Annotated in this window: 16 protein-coding genes; all 16 read right to left on the bottom strand. The window is 41.5% G+C overall.

The features are described 5' to 3' along the window. Positions 1–61: 61 nt before the first annotated feature. The 16 genes from AC0VYJ_RS10040 to dxr all read right to left on the bottom strand — a co-directional run bounded on the left by AC0VYJ_RS10040 (position 62) and on the right by dxr (position 19,327). Positions 62–1,018, bottom strand: a complete 957-nt coding sequence (locus AC0VYJ_RS10040) for a polysaccharide deacetylase family protein (RefSeq protein WP_475367281.1) — start codon at positions 1,016–1,018, stop codon at positions 62–64. A gap of 194 nt (positions 1,019–1,212) precedes the next feature. After that, positions 1,213–3,330: a polyribonucleotide nucleotidyltransferase gene (locus tag AC0VYJ_RS10035; RefSeq protein WP_303531297.1), complete on the bottom strand. Its 2,118-nt coding sequence runs from the start codon at positions 3,328–3,330 to the stop codon at positions 1,213–1,215. 138 nt (positions 3,331–3,468) lie between these two features. Continuing rightward, positions 3,469–3,738 carry a 30S ribosomal protein S15 gene (rpsO, locus tag AC0VYJ_RS10030; protein WP_048309782.1) on the bottom strand — a complete coding sequence of 90 codons (270 nt, stop codon included), beginning with the start codon at positions 3,736–3,738 and terminating at the stop codon, positions 3,469–3,471. A 131-nt stretch (positions 3,739–3,869) separates the two neighbouring features. Next, positions 3,870–4,802, bottom strand: a complete 933-nt coding sequence (gene ribF, locus AC0VYJ_RS10025) for a bifunctional riboflavin kinase/FAD synthetase (RefSeq protein ID WP_475367280.1) — start codon at positions 4,800–4,802, stop codon at positions 3,870–3,872. A gap of 18 nt (positions 4,803–4,820) precedes the next feature. Continuing rightward, positions 4,821–5,717 (bottom strand): tRNA pseudouridine(55) synthase TruB, encoded by an 897-nt coding sequence (gene truB / locus AC0VYJ_RS10020; RefSeq protein ID WP_194221432.1) that lies wholly within the window; start codon positions 5,715–5,717, stop codon positions 4,821–4,823. A gap of 65 nt (positions 5,718–5,782) precedes the next feature. Next, on the bottom strand, positions 5,783–6,133 hold the full coding sequence (gene rbfA / locus AC0VYJ_RS10015) for a 30S ribosome-binding factor RbfA (protein ID WP_098443391.1): 351 nt from the start codon (positions 6,131–6,133) through the stop codon (positions 5,783–5,785). 20 nt (positions 6,134–6,153) lie between these two features. Then, on the bottom strand, positions 6,154–6,429 hold the full coding sequence (locus AC0VYJ_RS10010; RefSeq protein WP_226612841.1) for a DUF503 domain-containing protein: 276 nt from the start codon (positions 6,427–6,429) through the stop codon (positions 6,154–6,156). Then, positions 6,426–8,510 (bottom strand): translation initiation factor IF-2, encoded by a 2,085-nt coding sequence (infB, locus tag AC0VYJ_RS10005; protein ID WP_430242647.1) that lies wholly within the window; start codon positions 8,508–8,510, stop codon positions 6,426–6,428. The genes AC0VYJ_RS10010 and infB overlap by 4 nt, the downstream gene beginning before the upstream one ends. A gap of 15 nt (positions 8,511–8,525) precedes the next feature. After that, complete coding sequence (locus AC0VYJ_RS10000) at positions 8,526–8,831, bottom strand: YlxQ family RNA-binding protein (RefSeq protein WP_194221429.1); 306 nt, start codon at positions 8,829–8,831, stop codon at positions 8,526–8,528. Beyond that, complete coding sequence (gene rnpM, locus AC0VYJ_RS09995; protein ID WP_276511843.1) at positions 8,832–9,095, bottom strand: RNase P modulator RnpM; 264 nt, start codon at positions 9,093–9,095, stop codon at positions 8,832–8,834. 24 nt (positions 9,096–9,119) lie between these two features. After that, positions 9,120–10,229 (bottom strand): transcription termination factor NusA, encoded by a 1,110-nt coding sequence (gene nusA, locus AC0VYJ_RS09990; protein ID WP_430242654.1) that lies wholly within the window; start codon positions 10,227–10,229, stop codon positions 9,120–9,122. Positions 10,230–10,248: 19 nt separating this feature from the next. Further along, positions 10,249–10,719 (bottom strand): ribosome maturation factor RimP, encoded by a 471-nt coding sequence (gene rimP / locus AC0VYJ_RS09985; protein ID WP_475367279.1) that lies wholly within the window; start codon positions 10,717–10,719, stop codon positions 10,249–10,251. 158 nt (positions 10,720–10,877) lie between these two features. Continuing rightward, positions 10,878–15,167 (bottom strand): PolC-type DNA polymerase III, encoded by a 4,290-nt coding sequence (locus AC0VYJ_RS09980; RefSeq protein ID WP_194221426.1) that lies wholly within the window; start codon positions 15,165–15,167, stop codon positions 10,878–10,880. An 80-nt stretch (positions 15,168–15,247) separates the two neighbouring features. Then, a complete protein-coding gene (locus AC0VYJ_RS09975; RefSeq protein ID WP_475367278.1) occupies positions 15,248–16,867 on the bottom strand; it encodes a proline--tRNA ligase in 1,620 nt (539 codons plus the stop codon). 42 nt (positions 16,868–16,909) lie between these two features. Then, positions 16,910–18,163, bottom strand: coding sequence for an RIP metalloprotease RseP (rseP, locus tag AC0VYJ_RS09970; protein WP_475367277.1), 1,254 nt, complete (start codon positions 18,161–18,163; stop codon positions 16,910–16,912). A 15-nt stretch (positions 18,164–18,178) separates the two neighbouring features. Further along, positions 18,179–19,327, bottom strand: a complete 1,149-nt coding sequence (dxr, locus tag AC0VYJ_RS09965; protein ID WP_430242668.1) for a 1-deoxy-D-xylulose-5-phosphate reductoisomerase — start codon at positions 19,325–19,327, stop codon at positions 18,179–18,181. Positions 19,328–19,350: the final 23 nt, after the last annotated feature.

The following is a 19,350-nucleotide window of genomic DNA, read 5'->3' as shown; positions in this document are numbered from 1 at the left end:
CATTATGTTTCGTCATACTCCAAAAACACTATATCATTAATGAAGAAAGGACACAATTTTATCATCTTTTCTCAAGTCGTTTAGAATCTAACACTTGTGAAACTGTCCCAAGCTGGTATCCTCTCTTTTCTACGCCGCGAATTAACGCTTCAAGACTTTTTTCTGTCGGTTCTGTTGGATGCATGAGTATAAGAGCACCCGCGTGTACATTTTGGAGCACCCTCTCTGTCAGTACTTGTGGTGCAGGTTTTTTCCAGTCCACGGTATCAACAGACCAGAGCACTGTTTGCATTCCAAGCTGATCAGCAATTTGAACGGCGTTATTCGCGTAGCTTCCGCTTGGTGGTGCGAAAACGACAGGTTGTTTATCAATTGTTGCTTCAATAACTTGATTTGTATCTTCAAGCTCTTTACGGATAGCGGCGTCGCTTAGCTGTTTCAAATCAGGATGAGAATAGGCGTGATTTCCGATTTCATGTCCTTCTTCATCAAGCATACGAACGATATCAGGGTTTTTCTTCGCCCATGAGCCATCAAGAAAAAAAGTAGCATGAACACTATATTTCTTAAGCTGTTGCAACATATCAGGTAAATATTCCTCTCCCCAAGCGACGTTTATCATAAAGGCGACCATCGGCTTCTTAGGATTACCCTTATAGACTGCAGTGGGCTCAAGATCATTTAACTGAACATCAGGCTTCACTTCTTTTTTTACAAGTAGATTCTCATCAAACGCCTTCCCCTTCATTTTTTCATAGGAAGCTTCTGCATCAATTATCAGACCATTATAGCCTGGGATTCCTTTCCAAACACGATCAATTACAGCATTAATTGGAGGTATATCCATGCTTTCCTTCGCATCAGCAATCTCGTCATATAGTGGACTTCCATTCACGTTCAAGGTAGCTTGTTCTTTCAAATCACTTAAATACATTGATGTGTAGGGGTTCTGAAGTGAACCTGCTGCTACGCCTAAGATCATGATAAACACAATAAATTGGATCCAGGATTTCTTCATTCATCTGCCCCCTTTTGTAAAAAAGGTATGTTTGATGGGCAAGCTCTAGAACTTACGTGAAACAATTCGTTACCAAAAAACAAAGGTTTGCATTAGATGAAATCAACGCCGGTCACATTTATCCAAATGAAAGGAAACAGAATAAGCTAACAAAAATCAGCAAAAAAAAATGAATTCGGCCTCAGCCGAATTCATTAGCTCTTTTGACTTTGTTCTTCACGTTCACGCTGTTCTTTCAAAATCTCTTTACGAGAAAGGTTAACGCGTCCTTGCTTATCGATTTCTTTCACTTTAACCATGATTTCATCACCGATTGAAACAACGTCTTCTACTTTGTTTGTACGCTCTTCAGCTAGTTCAGAAATGTGAACCAGACCTTCTTTCCCAGCAAATAGCTCAACGAATGCTCCAAATTTCTCAACTCGTTTCACTTTACCAAGATAAGTTGTGCCTACTTCCACTTCTCTAACAAGATCTTCGATCATTTTCTTCGCTTTTGCGTTCATTTCTTGCTCAGTAGAAGAAATAAAGACCGAACCATCCTGCTCAATATCAATTTTTACGCCAGTTTCTTCAATGATCTTATTGATGATTTTACCGCTTGGTCCAATAACGTCGCGGATTTTATCTGGTTTAATTGACATTGTAAGAATCTTAGGTGCGTATGCAGAAAGCTCAGTACGAGGTTCGTTGATCGCACTCATCATGTTTTCAAGAATGGCGAGACGACCGTTTTTCGCCTGCTCAAGAGCCTGACGAAGGATGTCTTCGTTAATGCCAGAAATTTTAATATCCATTTGAAGAGCTGTTACACCTTGCTTTGTTCCAGCAACTTTAAAGTCCATGTCACCAAGAGCATCTTCCATGCCTTGAATATCTGTAAGAACTGTTACATCCTCGCCATCACTTACAAGTCCCATTGCAATACCTGCAACTGGTGCTTTGATCGGCACACCTGCATCCATCATCGCTAGCGTACTAGCACAAATACTTGCTTGTGAAGTAGAGCCATTTGATTCAAGAACTTCAGATACAAGACGAATCGTATATGGGAAATCCTTCTCAGTTGGAATAACCTTCTCAAGTGCACGCTCACCAAGGGCACCGTGACCAATCTCACGACGACCAGGTCCACGCATTGGTCCAGTTTCGCCGACGCTGTATTTCGGGAAGTTATAGTGATGCATGAATCGCTTAGATTCTTCTGTACCAAGACCATCGAGAATCTGAACGTCTCCTAGTGCACCAAGAGTACAAATGCTAAGTGCCTGGGTTTGTCCACGAGTAAACAATCCCGATCCGTGTGTTCTTGGTAGAATTCCTACTTCAGAATCAAGTGGACGAATCTCATCAACGCCACGACCATCTGGTCTTACTTTATCTTTTAGAATTAAACGACGAACTTCTTGCTTAACGAAGCTATTTAGAATTGATTTCACTTCATCGGCACTATACTCTTCGTTTTCTTCATATGCTTCAGTTGCACGCGTCATTACAGCATCAATTGCTTCCTGCCTAGCATGCTTTTCAATCACTTTTACAGCTTCTTTAATGTCAGATAAGTACTGCTCACTAAGAGCTGCTTCAAGCGTTTTATCTGCAGTCTTAAGAACAACTTCGCGCTTTTCTTTTCCAGTAGCTTCAATGATCTCTTCCTGGAATGAAATCAGGCGCTTAATTTCTTGGTGACCAAAAAGAATACCTTCAAGCATGATTTCTTCAGGAACTTCTTCAGCTCCAGCTTCAACCATGTTAATTGCATCTTTAGTACCTGCAACAGTTAGGTGAATATCACTCTGTTCAAGCTGCTCAACATTAGGGTTTGCAATAAACTCCCCATCAACGCGTCCAACGATAACGCCAGCAATTGGACCATCAAATGGAAGATCACTAATTCCAAGCGCTAGAGATGAACCGAACATAGCTGCCATCTCAGAAGAGCAGTTTTGATCAACGCTCATCACTGTGCTGACAACTTGAACTTCATTACGGAAACCATCAGGGAATAATGGACGGATCGGGCGATCAATTAAACGACTAGCAAGAATCGCTTTTTCACTCGGACGTCCTTCACGCTTGATGAATCCTCCAGGAATTTTACCTACTGCATATAATCGTTCTTCATAATTAACCGTTAGTGGGAAAAACGGAAGGTCTTTCGGCTCTTTAGAGCCTGTAACCGTTGCTAGTACGGCTGTATCGCCGTAACGGATCAATGCTGCACCGCTCGCCTGTTTAGCCAGTTGACCAATTTCAACTGACAACTCGCGACCAGCCCAATCGATTGAAAACACTTGCTTATCTTGTGCCATTAATGTGAGAACTCCTCTCATCCAATAAAATCATTTCTTTTATTATACCCTAACCTTTTTGCTTCTAAAAAGAAAGGAAGAAATCTATGTATTTTTAACCTAATAAAAAAGCGGGAAACATCCCGCTTTTCTGAATCATTATCGACGTAGACCAAGTTCTTTGATAAGTTCGCGGTAACGAGTAACGTCTTTGTTACGAAGATACGTTAAAAGATTACGGCGTTTACCAACCATCTTAAGAAGACCGCGACGAGAGTGGTGGTCTTTCTTGTGGAAACGTAGATGATCGTTCAAATTGTTGATTTCCTCAGTAAGGACAGCGATTTGAACCTCTGGAGAACCAGTATCATTCTCGTGAGTTTTGAACTTAGTGATAAGCTCTTGCTTACGTTCTTGTGTGATTGCCATCCGTTTCACCTCCTTAATTTCTAATCCCCTGATACCGCGCAAACGTCGGTGACTCGATAGCCCAGTATAGGTTGTGTACTTGTCGTACAGATATTAGATTACAGGTTTTTGTTCTAAAATGCAAGGGAAATCTATTTCAGTATTTCTCTTGCATCTTTCGCATCCTGACCTATTTGGGCAATTAAGTCATCAACAGAAGAGAATTTAACCTCTCCACGAATCTTTTGATGGAATTCAACCTCTACGGACGATCCATACAAATTGCCACTGTAATCAAATACGTGAACTTCCAGTGACGGCTGATCGGGTTTTTCATCATAGAAGGTTGGTTTGTATCCAACATTGCATACACCACTCATCCAGCTACCTTCCGTTTTCATGCGCACTGCATAAACACCTGTAGCTGGCACGAGATACTCGTCTTTAAGATCGACGTTGGCCGTTGGGAAGCCAATTGTGCGGCCGCGCTGATCTCCTTGAACAACAGTGCCCTTCACCGTGTAGTTCCGACCAAGAACGGCTTTCACGTTCTGGACAGCCCCTTCACGAATATATGAGCGAATTAAAGTAGAGCTTACTTTCTCGTCATGTTGAGATACTTTATCAATCACCGTTTGACTAAACTGGTTACGGGCATGAAATGGAAGGGAGTCCATCGTTCCTCTTCCTTTACTTCCATATGTAAAATCAAACCCTGCTACAACGTGAACAACTGATAAGGCAATAATATAATCATCAACAAATTGCTGAGGTGTTAATCCTGCAATCGTTGTATCAAATTTCACGATATAAAGAACGTCAATTCCAAGCTGCTCAATAAGCTCAATTTTATCATCAAGTGGTGTAATGGCCTCTGTTTGAGGTGTAGACTTCCCCAAAACGACTGATGGATGGGGATAAAACGTCATAACTGCTGACTTTACGCCTTTATCATCAGCGATTTCTTTCGCAGTCGAAATTACTTTCTGATGGCCGCGATGAATGCCATCAAAATATCCAAGCGCCATGACGGCAGGATGTTCAGATTTTAACTGATGAGGATGCGATAAATAAATTGTTTTCAACGGTTTCACCTTCTAACTTCATCTCGAAAACACTTTTTCAGGCTTCATTAAGCCCGGCTTCTCAGGATGTTTTTGATAGATTGCAATTGCTTCTCCGTCCCTATTGTACATAACAAGTCTATTCTCTGTCATCTCTTCCAACTGAGGAAGCACAGCGCCATTTTGGAGCTTCTCTTCTAGCGCAGAATCAACAGTAAAGGATGGCATAGCAGAAAGAGCGTATTCCATAGGAAAAAGAGATAGCGTTTCCTCTTCTATCATCTGTTTTATCTCATCAAATGTCAAACATTCTTCTAGCTTAAATGGGCCGGACGCTGTCCGAATTAAAGACGACATGTGAGCTGGAAAACCTAGCTTTTCTCCAATATCAACCGCAAGTGTTCGAATATATGTCCCCTTACTACACGTGGCACGTACAGGGATAGAGACCGCTCCTTCTTCAAGCGTTACCTCTCCAATTAACTCTAGGTCATGAATCGTTACCTTTCTAGATGGACGATCCACCACTTCTCCTTTAAAAGCATACTCATAAAGTCGTTTGCCGTTAATTTTGACAGCAGAATACATTGGGGGAACTTGCTCGATCTCACCTCGAAACGCAGCAAGTGCTTCTTCTATATCGTTAGTTGAAGGCAGTTTGTCTACTTTCTTTTCTTCCACTTTCTCTCCAGACGCATCTTCCGTCGTCGTTGAAAACCCTAGTGTAATCACTGCTTCATACGTTTTAGAAAAATCCGTCATATACTGGGCCACTTTAGTTGCTCTGCCGATACATAGTGGTAAAACGCCTGTTACATCTGGATCCAAAGTTCCTGTATGACCAACTTTTTTTGTCATTAATAGCTTTCTAGTAACCGCTACACAATCATGAGACGTCATTCCAGCTGGTTTCTTTAGTGGTAATATGCCGTTCATTGTTTTCCTCCTTTCAATCTGATGACATAGAGAAAGGATAGACATTCCTGCCTATCCCTTCGTTTCTACTCATCCGCTTGATTTAAATCTGCAAGAAGTCGTTCAATTTTGTTACCATAATCGATCGATTCATCAAATTCAAAATAGATTTCCGGTGTTTTGCGAAGACGAATGCGTTTCCCTATTTCAGAACGAATAAATCCAGTTGCTTTCGCAAGACCATTCAGGGTAGCTTCTTTCTTCTCTTCATCACCAAGGACAGTAATAAATACCGTTGCTTGCTGTAGATCATTCGTAACTTCAACAGCTGTTACTGTAACGAAACCTACGCGCGGGTCTTTAATCTTCCTGCTGATTATATCACCAAGTTCTTTCTTCATCTGTTCACCAACACGATTTGCGCGAACATTACTCATCGTTACACCTCGTTTCTTTCCTAAAGCCACTCATAAGTTGCTCGAGTGAGTTCGATATCAGGACGTGAATCAATCAATGAGACGGCACGCTGGAGCTCACGCTCGCATGCCGTTTTGCTTGAAGCCGTTGTAACAATACCAATAACGGTATGTTGCCATAAATCCTGGCTGTCAAGCTCAGAAACAGAGAGATTATAATGCTTCAGACGGCTAATAACCGACTGAAGCACAGATCTTTTTTCCTTCAAGGATTGCGCATCATAAATGATGCATTCACATTCTACATATCCAATCACTTAGGCTTTACTTCAACCATAATATACGCTTCAATGATGTCGCCTTCTTTAACGTCATTGAATTTTGTAAGCGTAATACCACATTCGTACCCTTTTGCCACTTCTTTCGCATCGTCTTTGAAGCGTTTCAATGTATCCACTTCACCTTCGAATACGACAATTCCGTCACGGATGACACGAACGCCCGAATTACGAGTGATTTTACCTTCTGTTACGTAAGATCCTGCAATTGTACCTACTTTAGAAACTTTAAACGTTTCACGTACTTCAGCTTGACCAATCACTTTTTCTTCATAAACTGGATCAAGCATTCCTTTCATTGCAGATTCAATCTCTTCAATCGCTGTATAGATCACGCGATGCAAGCGAATTTCTACTTGCTCAGAATCAGCTACTTTCTTCGCATTTGAATCTGGACGTACGTTAAATCCGATAATGATCGCATTAGAAGCAGATGCAAGGATAATATCTGACTCTGTGATCGCACCAACAGCTGTGTGAATAATGTTGATTTTAACACCTTCTACTTCAATCTTCTGAAGTGAGCCAGCAAGTGCTTCAACAGATCCCTGTACGTCAGCTTTCACGATAATGTTGATATCTTTCACATCGCCCTGCTGAATCTTTTCAAATAAATCATCCAAATTCATTTTAGAAGATTCTTTACGCTGAGCTTCAATTTGCTGCTGATTACGTGCTTCACCAACTTGACGTGCTGTCTTCTCGTCTTCAAATGCTACAAAGCGATCTCCAGCATTTGGTACATCACTTAAACCAGTCACTTCTACAGGAGTAGAAGGTGCAGCTGTTTCAACACGCTTACCAAGATCGTTGACCATAGCACGAACACGACCAAATGTGTTACCGACTACAACTGGGTCACCGACTTTAAGCGTTCCTTCTTGAACAAGAAGTGTTGCAACTGGCCCGCGTCCTTTATCTAGCTGTGCTTCAATTACTGTACCTGTAGCAAGCTTATTAGGGTTCGCTTTAAATTCTTCTACTTCAGAAATCAATAGAATCGTTTCAAGAAGATTATCAATTCCTTCACGCTTAATGGCAGAAAGGTTAACGAAAATTGTATCTCCGCCCCATGCTTCAGAAACAAGTTCATACTCTGTTAGTTCCTGCATCACGCGATCAGGATTTGCTCCTTCTTTATCCATCTTATTAACAGCAACGATAATTGGCACTTCCGCTGCCTTCGCATGGTTAATAGCTTCAACCGTTTGTGGCATAACGCCATCGTCAGCTGCTACAACTAGAACCGTGATATCTGTTACTTTTGCACCACGTGCACGCATTGTTGTAAATGCAGCGTGTCCAGGAGTATCAAGGAACGTAATTTTTTTGTTATTTTCTTCGATCTGGTAAGCACCGATGTGCTGCGTAATACCACCAGCTTCACCCTGCGTTACTTTTGTATCACGGATTCCGTCTAGTAGCGTTGTTTTACCATGGTCAACGTGCCCCATGATTGTAACAACTGCAGGACGTTCAATAAGCTTTCCGTCCTCATCTTCACTAGTGTAATTATCAAGATCCGTTACTTCAAATAGCTCTTCTTCTTCCACTTTTACACCATAATCATCACAGATAAGTTCCATTGTATCTTTATCTAGTTCCTGATTAATGGTTGCCATAACACCAAGACCCATTAACTTCTTGATCAGTTCAGAAGCATCTTTACCTAGCTTTTCAGCAAGCTGTCCAACTGTTAATGAACCAATGAAAGTTACTTTAGAAGGCAGTCTTCTTGGAGCAGCCGTGTTTTTAGGCGGCTGTCCTTTTCCACGGCGGTTTGGACGACGTCCACCGCGACGGTTATTTGGTGCGCTTTTGCTATTCTTTTGATTTGCATTTGCTTTTGGGTTGTTTCGATTGTTTTTATTTTCCATACTGTTTTTGTCGCTTCCCTTTTTGGATTGTTTCGAATCGTTATTAAGCTTATCAATGGCCTGATCATCAATCACAGACATATGATTGTTTACCGTAATATTCATGCTTTTTAACTTTTCGATAACATCCTTACTAGTAGTATTATGTTCTTTTGCATATTCATGAATTCGCATCTTACTCATACGATCACCCCCGAGTTATTGATCGAGCATTGCGTGGAGCTTCTTCGCAAACCCTGCATCAGTAACGGCTATCGTGACTCGTTGAACTTTGCCAATTGCATGTCCAAGCTCATAGCGCCCTGTTACAAAACATACTGGGACTTTATAAGTAGTTGCTTTATCCGTTATTTTCTTTCTTGTGTTATCAGATGCGTCGCTCGCAACTAATACGAGTCTTGCGCTCTTGCGCTGAATTTCCTTCACCACAAGTTCTTCTCCAGACACGACTTTGCCAGCGCGCTGAGCGAGTCCTAACAGTGACTCCCAATTCTTATTCTTCATTTAATTTGACCGCGATTCTGCGAGGTCAGCATAAATATCTTCCGTCACTTCTGCTTTTAGATGAGCCGCTAAAGAATTTCGCTTCTTAGCAAGTACGAAACACTCTTCTTTATTGCAAAGGTATGCGCCCCGTCCATTCTTTTTACCCGTTTGATCGATCGATATAACCCCTTCAGGCGAACGAACGATTCGAACAAGCTCTTTTTTAGGCTTCATTTCTTGACAGGCGACACATTTCCGCATCGGAATTTTACGTTTTTGCACGATGGACACCTCTCCTGATCTTGCTTAATCTAGCTCAGAATCTTCCGCGTCATTCTCTTCGAATAGAGGAGCTTCATCAGCACTATAGATGCCAAGCTCTTCCGCTTCAGATTGACTCTTAATATCGATTTTCCATCCAGTCAGCTTCGCAGCAAGACGTGCGTTTTGGCCACGCTTCCCGATTGCAAGTGAAAGCTGATAGTCAGGTACGATAACTTGAGTCATTTTATTTTCTTCGTCTACATTTACTTTAAGTACTTTTGAAGGGCTTAGTGCATTTGCTACGTATGCAACTATGTCTTCAGACCAGCTTACGATATCAATTTTCTCACCTTTAAGCTCATTGACAATCGCTTGTACACGCTGACCACGCTGTCCTACACATGAGCCAACCGGATCAACTTCAGGATCTTCTGCGTGAACCGCAATCTTTGAACGATCCCCGGCTTCTCGAGAAATGGACTTTACTTCAACCGTTCCATCGAATATTTCCGGTACTTCAAGTTCAAATAAACGCTTAAGAAGACCAGGATGAGTTCTCGAAACCATCACCTGTGGCCCTTTGGTTGTTTTTTCAACTTTTGTCACATATACCTTGATACGATCATGGGAATGATACGTTTCGTTCGGCATTTGTTCACCTGCAGGGAGAAGTGCTTCGATACGACCGAGGTCAACATAAATAAAACGATGATCCTGACGCTGAACAATTCCTGTCATGATATCGTCTTCGCGTTCAATAAATTCGCTAAATATGATCCCACGTTCTGCTTCACGGACACGCTGAGTAACAACTTGCTTCGCTGTTTGAGCTGCGATACGACCGAAATTACGAGGCGTTACTTCAATTTCTACGATATCTTCTAATTCATATTGGCGATCAATGTCTTTCGCATCTTCAAGTGAAATCTCAAGACGAGAATCTTCCACTTCTTCTACGACATCTTTTCGAGCGAATACTCGGATCGAACCTGTATCCTGATTAAAGTCAACTCTAACGTTTTGCGCCTGATGGAAGTTTCGCTTATATGCTGAGATAAGCGCTGCTTCAATCGCCTCAACGATAATATCCTTGCTGATGCCCTTTTCTTTTTCAAGAATATTTAGCGCATCTAATAACTCACTACTCTTCATTTTTCATTCTCCCCTTTAATTAAAAAACAACCGCAAGCCTTGCGCTTGCTACTTTTTCATAAGGTAATTCTACCTTTTTAATTCTTGTTTTCACTCGCTGATCAATAACAACCATTTCTCCATTGAAGTCCGAAAGTACACCTTCAAAGCTCTTTTCACCATTGAATGGTTCATAGGTTGTGACATAGACTTGCTTGCCAACTGCCTTCTCAAAGTCCGTACGTTTTTTGAGCGGACGTTCTGCACCAGGTGAAGAAACTTCAAGGAAGTATGGTTGTGTAATTGGATCTTGTTTATCAAGCTGTTCACTTAGCTTTTCGCTAATTATCCCGCACTCCTCAATATCAACGCCTCGAGGAGAATCGATATAGACACGGAGAAACCAATTCTTGCCTTCTTGTGTGAATTCTATATCTACAAGTTCCAAGTTCATTTCATCTACTATTGGTTTTACTAGTTCTTCAGTAACCGTAATCACATTTTCGTTCATTGGTTGTCCTCCTTTCTGATCCTGTACAGCAGGGTCCCAATCGAAAACGAAAGAGTGGGATAGCCCCACTCTTCCGTCGCGTGTGTATTCACTAGTATTTCCACAATTACTATACCATACTCATATAACCAATTCAACAGAGAAGCGAATGCGCCTCATTAGAATAAGCTGAGTTGATTCGCATCTGGAAGTCCTTCAAGACATCCATGATCATCCAAGTACTCAAGTACAGTCTTTGAAATCTTGCTTCGCTGCTGTAAATCTTCTTTTGATAAAAATTCACCGGCTTCTTTGGAGTTTTCAATATTGATCGCTGCATTCGTCCCTACTCCCGGAAGAGAATTAAATGGAGGAATGAGCGAATCTCCATCGACTACGAATTCAGCCGCTTTTGATCGATAAAGATCTACTTTCTGCATGCGGAGGCCACGTTCTGACATTTCAAGCGCAATCTCCATCACGGTTAATAGGTTTTTCTCTTTCGGTGAAGCATCAAGTCCCTTTTCATTGATTTCTTCGATTTTTGCGCGAATCGCGTTGGATCCTTTCGCCATCGTATCAATGTCAAAGTCATCGGCTCTTACGGTAAAGTATGCTGCATAGAAAAGAATTGGATGGTGAACTTTGAAGTAAGCGATCCGAACAGCCATTAACACATATGCTGCTGCGTGAGCTTTCGGGAACATATACTTGATCTTCAAGCACGAATCAATGTACCAGTCCGGCACATCATGTTTCTTCATTTCAGCTACCCACTCTTCTTGCAATCCTTTCCCTTTTCGCACAAACTCCATAATTTTAAATGCGAGGGACGGGTCAAGGCCTTTGTAGATCAAATAAACCATAATATCATCACGACAACCAATTACTTCACTAAGGTTACAAGTACCAGCTTGAATCAATTCCTGTGCATTACCTAACCACACATCAGTACCGTGGGAAAGACCTGAAATCTGAACGAGCTCAGAAAATGTACTAGGTTTCGTATCTTCTAGCATTTGACGAACGAATCGTGTTCCGAATTCTGGGATTCCGTAAGTTCCTGTTTTACACATAATTTGATCCTGTGTCACTCCAAGAGATTCCGTTCCACTAAAGAGCTTCATCACTTCAGCGTCATCTGTTGGGATGGTTTTCGGATCAATTCCACTTAAATCTTGAAGCATACGAATAACCGTAGGATCATCGTGCCCAAGTATATCAAGCTTCAACAGATTATCGTGGATCGAATGGAAATCAAAATGGGTTGTTTTCCATGCGGATGTTTTATCATCTGCTGGGAACTGAATAGGTGAAAAATCGTAGATGTCCATATAATCAGGTACTACGATAATACCACCCGGATGCTGCCCAGAGGTACGTTTTACTCCTGTGCACCCCGACACGAGACGATCAATTTCAGCCCCTCGATAGTGAAGGTCATGGTCTCCCATATATCCTTTTACATAACCGTACGCCGTCTTCTCAGCGACTGTACCGATTGTTCCTGCTCGGAATACATTGTCTTCTCCAAACAGTTCCTTCGTATAATTATGGGCACGCGGCTGATATTCCCCGGAGAAGTTCAAATCAATATCGGGTACTTTATCACCTTTAAACCCAAGAAACGTCTCAAACGGTATATCATGTCCGTCTTTTGTAAGAGGTACATCGCAATCTTCGCATGATTTGTCTGGAAGATCGAACCCTGATCCTACAGAACCGTCATCAAAGAACTGTGACTTCTTACAAGATGGACAAACATAATGGGGTGGTAATGGGTTCACTTCAGTAATTTCAGTCATAGTGGCAACAAATGAAGAACCTACAGACCCACGTGAACCAACGAGATAGCCGTCGTTTAGTGACTTCTTAACTAGCTTATGAGAAATCAAGTAGATAACGGCGAATCCATGGCCAATAATACTTTTTAGCTCTTTTTCAAGTCTCTCTTCCACTATTGTTGGCAGTTCATCACCATAAATGCTTCGAGCCATGTTATAGCTCATCTCACGCATTTCTTCATCGGCACCTTCAATTCGAGGTGTGAATAGATCATCTTTGATCGGTTTAATGTCATCGATCATGTCGGCTACTTGCTGTGGTTTTTGTACGACAATTTCCTTCGCTTTATCTGCCCCAAGAAAATGGAAGCAATCAAGCATTTCGTTCGTCGTTCTAAAATGAACCTGAGGTAACGTTTGGCGATTTAATGGGTTACCCGCCTGTGCTTTAATAAGAATTTTACGATAAATATGATCCTCTGGCTCGAGATAATGAACGTTACCAGTAGCGACGACTGGCTTATTTAACTTCTCACCAAGCTTAACAATCTTACCAATAATTTCACGCAACGCCATTTCATCTTGAACAAGTTCTTTCTCGATTAAATGCATGTAATTTTGTGGCGGCTGCACTTCCAGATAGTCATAAAACTTCGCGATGTCCTCTACTTCTTCAGGTGACTTTTGCATCATCCCTTCAAAAACTTCACCCTTGTCACAGCCTGAACCGATCAGCAGACCTTCGCGGTATTTCTCAAGCTTAGAACGAGGAATACGTGCAGTTCGGTAGAAATAATCAATGTGAGAAAGGGAAACGAGCTTGAACAAGTTTTTTAAACCTACGTCATTTTGCGCCAATATGATCGTGTGCGATGGACGCGTACGTTGGAAACCAGTTTGCCCCATATTATCATTCAGCATATTATGGTTTGTAATTTCACGCTCAAGTGCATCTTTCACCAATTTCCACAACAAATACCCTGTTGCTTCCGCATCATAAATCGCTCTATGGTGCTGAGTAAGGTCGATATCAAACTTTTTACAAAGCGTATTTAAGCGATGGTTTCGCATTTCCGGATAGAGAAAACGAGCAAGCTCAAGGGTATCAATTACTGGATTTGTTGCTTCTCCTAACCCAATATTACGTAACCCTACATTCAAGAAGCCCATATCAAAGCTAGCATTGTGAGCAACAAGAATGTCATCTCCCATGAATTCGTGGAAGTCTTTTAAGACGTCTTCAATTTCAGGGGCGTTCATGACCATATCGTCCGTAATCCCCGTTAGTTCAATGGTTGTTGAGGAAAGAGGATGATGCGGATTAGCAAATCGCTCAAACTTATCAACGATTTCTCCATCTTTCAATTTCACTGCTGCTAACTCGATAATTTTATTATAAACAGCCGAAAGTCCGGTTGTTTCCACGTCAAAAACAATGTAAGTACCCGTTTCAAGGTCACGATCAGCTTCATTGTATGCCATCGGTACCCCATCATCGACAAGGTCTGCTTCTAAACCATAGATAACCTTTATACCGTTCTTTTGTCCTGCTGCATATGCATCGGGAAATGACTGTACAACATTATGATCCGTAATGGCGATAGCGGGATGTCCCCATTTAGCTGCTTGTGTAATCAGTTCCCCTGTTGAACTGACGGAGTCCATTTGACTCATTTGCGTGTGAGCATGTAGCTCAATACGCTTTTCATCCTCAGGCGCCTCATCTACTCGTAAATCAGGTTTGATTTCAGTTAAATCGTTTCCGATCATAACAAGATCGCGTACAAACGTATCATTCTGGATCCCACCGCGTACTTTCACCCAGATTCCTTTTCTTACTGCTTCTAAAATCGGAACATCTTCTTTATCGCGGGAGAACATTTTCACAAGGATTGAATCCGTGTAGTCCGTTATTTTAAACGTTAATAGCGTTCGTCCACTTCTAAGCTCTTTCGTTTCAGCATGGAAGACATAACCTTGAACAGCAATGCGTCGTTCTTCGTCCTGAATAGTTTCGATTGGTACTGGATCTTCTTTGATCTTGTAACCAATGACAAGAGAATCTGGAACGTTTTTACTTGAAGATTTATCTGCCTTTTCTTTTTCGATCAAGGCTTCCATCATTTTAGATTGATCTTCTTGTTGTTTTTGTTCAACAAATTTTTGATAATCCTGTTCAGAAGCCTTAACTTCTACTTCAAGCATGTACTTCGGAAATCCAGCGTGCGTATAACATTCTGACAAAGGACCAGATAGCTTTCGTCTTGCGATTGCAGCTTCCGTTTCATTACGAACCGTTACAATAAGTTTATTTCCACTTATTTTAGGCGTTTGACTTTTCAATACAGCTGTTAGGGATGCCGAATGCTCTTTCATCAGTTCAGCGACATTGTCCCAGTATGCCATTGCTAATTCTTCATTTCCTCCACTATCTGTGGAGATTCCGTAAGTCACTGTAGCGATGTGCTTTAATCCATCTTGCAGACGACTGCGAAATAGTTCATATACATGAAACGGAAGAACGTCTGGAAAATGAAAATCAAAATGCCATTTTCTCGTTTCTTTGTATACAGTTAATTTCGAAATGTACCCATCTCTAAAATAATCAACGAATTTATCAGGAATCGATATTTGTTGAAGGAGCAGTTGGAGACGTTCTTTTCTTATGTTTAAATCCTGGTCCATTCAATTGTTCCTCCTTCTTAAAAATGCGTAAAGGTAACGAAAAAAAAGGTGGAAGGTACCACTGGCACCTATCCACAATTTTAGTTCATTTGTGTTAAAAGTTGCTGGATTGTCTCGTTCAAGTTATCAACTGATACTTCAATTGACTCTCCAGTATCTCTTCGCTTCACTTCCACGATCTCATCGTTTGCTTTCTTACCAACGATTACGCGTAATGGAAGACCGACGAGATCCGCATCTTTAAACTTCACACCTGCACGCTCTTTTCGATCATCGTAAAGAACATCATAACGCTCATTCTGTAGAGATTCATATAGACGATCTGATAGAGCTGTTTGATCAGCATCTTTCACGTTGATTGTAATCAAGTGAACATGAAATGGTGTTACAGCAAGAGGCCATTTCAGCCCATTGTCATCTGCATTTTGCTCAGCGATCGCGGCAAGCGTTCGTGAAACGCCGATCCCATAACAACCCATCATAATAGGCTTAGCTTTCCCGCCTTCATCAAGATAAGAAGCGCCCATTGTTTCACTATATTTTGTTCCTAACTTAAACACCTGGCCAATTTCAATGCCTTCCGCAAAAACAATCGTTCCATTGCCATCTGGAGAAGGATCTCCTTCTTGAATAAAACGAAGGTCTTCATAACTTGTAATGGAAAGGTCTCGATCTGGATTAACATTCTGATAAGCATGTTTACCACTAATTGATCCGTTGACGATGGCTTTAACTGCATTGTCTGCAATAACCTTGCCGTTAAATTCTTTCACATCAACTTCTTCATTCAAGACTTCTACGATGTCCGTTGCGAATAGGTGCTTAACCTTGATGTCATTTAATTCATGATCCCCTCTTACAAGAACAAGAACGGTCTCATCTTCTACCTTGATAAGAGAAGTACGGATATGGCGTTCTAACGAAGCCTCGCCTTCCCCTTTAGTTAAAGGTGCCTCTGGCTCGTCCGATTTCTCATACGCTACATGAACTTTTGCCATTTCAATATTGGCAGCGTAATCTGAAGAATCACTATATGCGATCGTATCTTCCCCAACGCTAGATAATGCCATAAATTCTTCTGTATCTTTACCACCCATTGCACCCGAATCAGCCACAACAGGACGAAAATTCAAGCCCAGGGTACTAAAGATTCGACTATAAGCTCTATGCATATTATTGTATGCTTCATCAAGCTGTTCTTCAGAAGAATGGAAAGAGTAGGCATCTTTCATAATAAACTCTCTTCCTCGAAGCAAACCAAAGCGTGGACGACGCTCATCACGATACTTTGTTTGAATCTGATAAAGAGTCACCGGCAATTGCTTGTACGATTTCAACTCATCGCGAACAAGACTTGTAATTAACTCCTCGTGAGTAGCACCGAGAGCAAAAGGTCTACCGTGGCGATCCTTTAGTCTCATTAGCTCAGGACCGTAAACGTCCCATCGCCCCGTTTCCTGCCATAGCTCAGCAGGTTGAATCGCTGGCATTAATAATTCCTGTGCACCAGTTTCATCAAGCTCTTTTCGAATGACTTCTTCAATTTTCATTAGTACTTTCTTTCCTAATGGTAGGTATGAATAAATACCTGAAGCATTTTGACGTATAAAACCCGCTCTGACAAGGAGCTGATGACTTTTAATTTCGGCATCAGCTGGATTATCTCGAAGGGTTGGATTAAAATATTTAGATTGTTTCATCTACTGCACCTCATTTCATTCTTAAAACGGGTCCCGTGGCTCCTATAGGAAGAAGCGTTGGATATCATTCCATGTCACTACTAGCATGAGTAACATGAGAAACGAAAAGCCAATAAAGTGAACTAAGCTTTCCTTTTGCGGATCAATTGGCTTGCCACGTAACGCTTCCACACCGATGAATAGTAGTCTTCCTCCATCAAGTGCAGGAAGTGGCAATAAGTTAAAAATACCAAGGTTAATACTTAAGAAACCAGCCCATCTCATGAGAACATAGAGCCCTCCAGATGCAGCTTCTTCTGTGTAACTATAAATTCCTACAGGTCCTGAGAAAGCATCGATGGAAAGCTGCCCCGTTACAAGCTGGCCAAGTCCTACGAATATGGCCTTTCCGAATTCATACGTTGATGTAAAACCAAAAACGATAGAGTCTAAGAAATCCACTTGATATTCTGGGGAAACCCCAATACGACCAACAGATTGATTTTCAGAAAGCTCTTGTTTTTCTGGAGTAATGGATAAAGAGACCGATTCACCTTCACGATCTACTTTAAATCCTAGTTGATTATTTGCGTTATCCTGAATAATAGACGTCATCTTATTCCAGCCTGTTATTTCAGTCCCATTAATTTCAGTAATAACATCACCATTCATCATACCGGCTTGCTCAGCTGGACTGCCTTCAACGACTTCGTTAACCTGGCTCGTTGGCGTCCCTTGTAATAAGCCTAGCGTGATGAAAATAACAATCGCAAGTAAAAAGTTCATAACTGGGCCAGCAAAAATGGCCAGGAAACGGTCCCAAAGCGACTTTGAACCGAATTGACGATCAAACGGCGCAATCTGAAACTCAGATCCATCCATCACATAATGAGATGTTTCATCAATTGAGAATACCGTAGCTGGTTCATCTTCATCTTCGTATCCTTTAATATAAAGCCCACGCTCAAGGTCGGCTTCTTCAACCGTTACTTCTTTTAAATTAGGGTAAGCTGATTTTTGATTGATAACAATCTTTTCAACTTTATTCTGATCATTAAACAGAAGCCCAACACGCTGTCCAGGTTTCAATTCAATCATTTCAGGATCTTCGCCGGCCATTCGAACAAATCCACCGAGCGGCAGAAGTCTGATCGTGTAAACCGTCTCACCTTTCTTGATTGTGAAAATTTTCGGTCCGAAGCCTATGGCGAATTCTCGGCACAAGATTCCTGCACGTTTTGCCAGGAGCAAGTGACCCAATTCATGGAAAAAGACAAGTGCTCCGAATATGATAATGATCGAAATCACAGTATTCATATCCACTTACCACCTTTATTTAATTAATGACTGAACTCGTAATCTTGTTTCAGAATCTACAGCAAGAATTTCTTCAAGCGATGCATTTTGAACGATACTGTGGTTTTCCATCGCCTGTTCTACGAGCTCTTCGATCGTTAAGAAATCGATCTTTCCCTCCAGAAATGCTGCAACGGCCGTTTCGTTTGCCGCATTCATGACGGCTGGGAGTGAACCACCGGCGCGGCCAGCTTCATAAGCTAACTTTAATGCGCGGAAGCGGTCGTAATCAACCTTCTCAAAATGTAACTTACCAACTTCCCATAAGTTTAACCGTTTTGCATTTCTGATTTCAAGTCGATCAGGATAGCTAAGTGCATACTGAATTGGAATTCGCATATCCGGAGTACCTAGATGGGCCATGACACTACCGTCTATGTACTCTACCATCGAGTGAATAATACTTTCTTTATGAAGCAATACATCAATCTGATCATAAGGTGTTCCAAACAGCCAGTGCGCTTCAATCACTTCAAGGCCTTTGTTCATCATTGTAGCTGAATCAATGGTAATCTTAGCACCCATGGACCAGTTCGGATGATTTAAGGCATCATTCACACTAACTCCTACAAGTTCTTCACGTGTTTTATCACGGAAGCTTCCACCTGATGCTGTAAGAATGAGGCGCTCCATTTGATCTTGTTTTTCACCATTCAAGCATTGAAACAATGCTGAATGTTCGCTATCTACTGGCAGAAGGGCAGATCCATGTCGTTTGGCTGCCTCTGTTACGAGATGCCCAGCAGTTACAAGCGTTTCTTTATTTGCAATAGCAATCGTTTTTCCCTGTTCAATCGCTGAAAGGGTCGGAGAAAGTCCGATACTGCCGAGAATAGCATTTACAAGAACGGTTGAATCGTGATGACAGGCTACTTCTAGCAATCCTTCATCTCCATAGACAATCTTTGTCTTTCTTGAAATTGTTCTTCTGAGCGAGTCAGCATCTTCTTTCTTTTGAACAGATAATAGCTTTGGCTTAAATTCCTCTGCTATTTCCACCGCTTTTTGAACATTTTTCCCTACTGAAACAGCTACAAGAGAAAACATGTCAGGGTGCATTCTCACAATGTCGAGAGTCTGAATACCGATAGAACCAGATGCTCCCAATAAGCTTATTTTCTTCAAACGACCCGTTCCTCCAATCTACT

Source organism: Anaerobacillus sp. 63XJN7_5_ISO-PGPR-S23-430 (assembly GCF_056173695.1).
The sequence above is the reverse complement of the archived record's forward strand: the minus strand, read 5'-3'. Positions and strand labels throughout refer to the sequence as shown.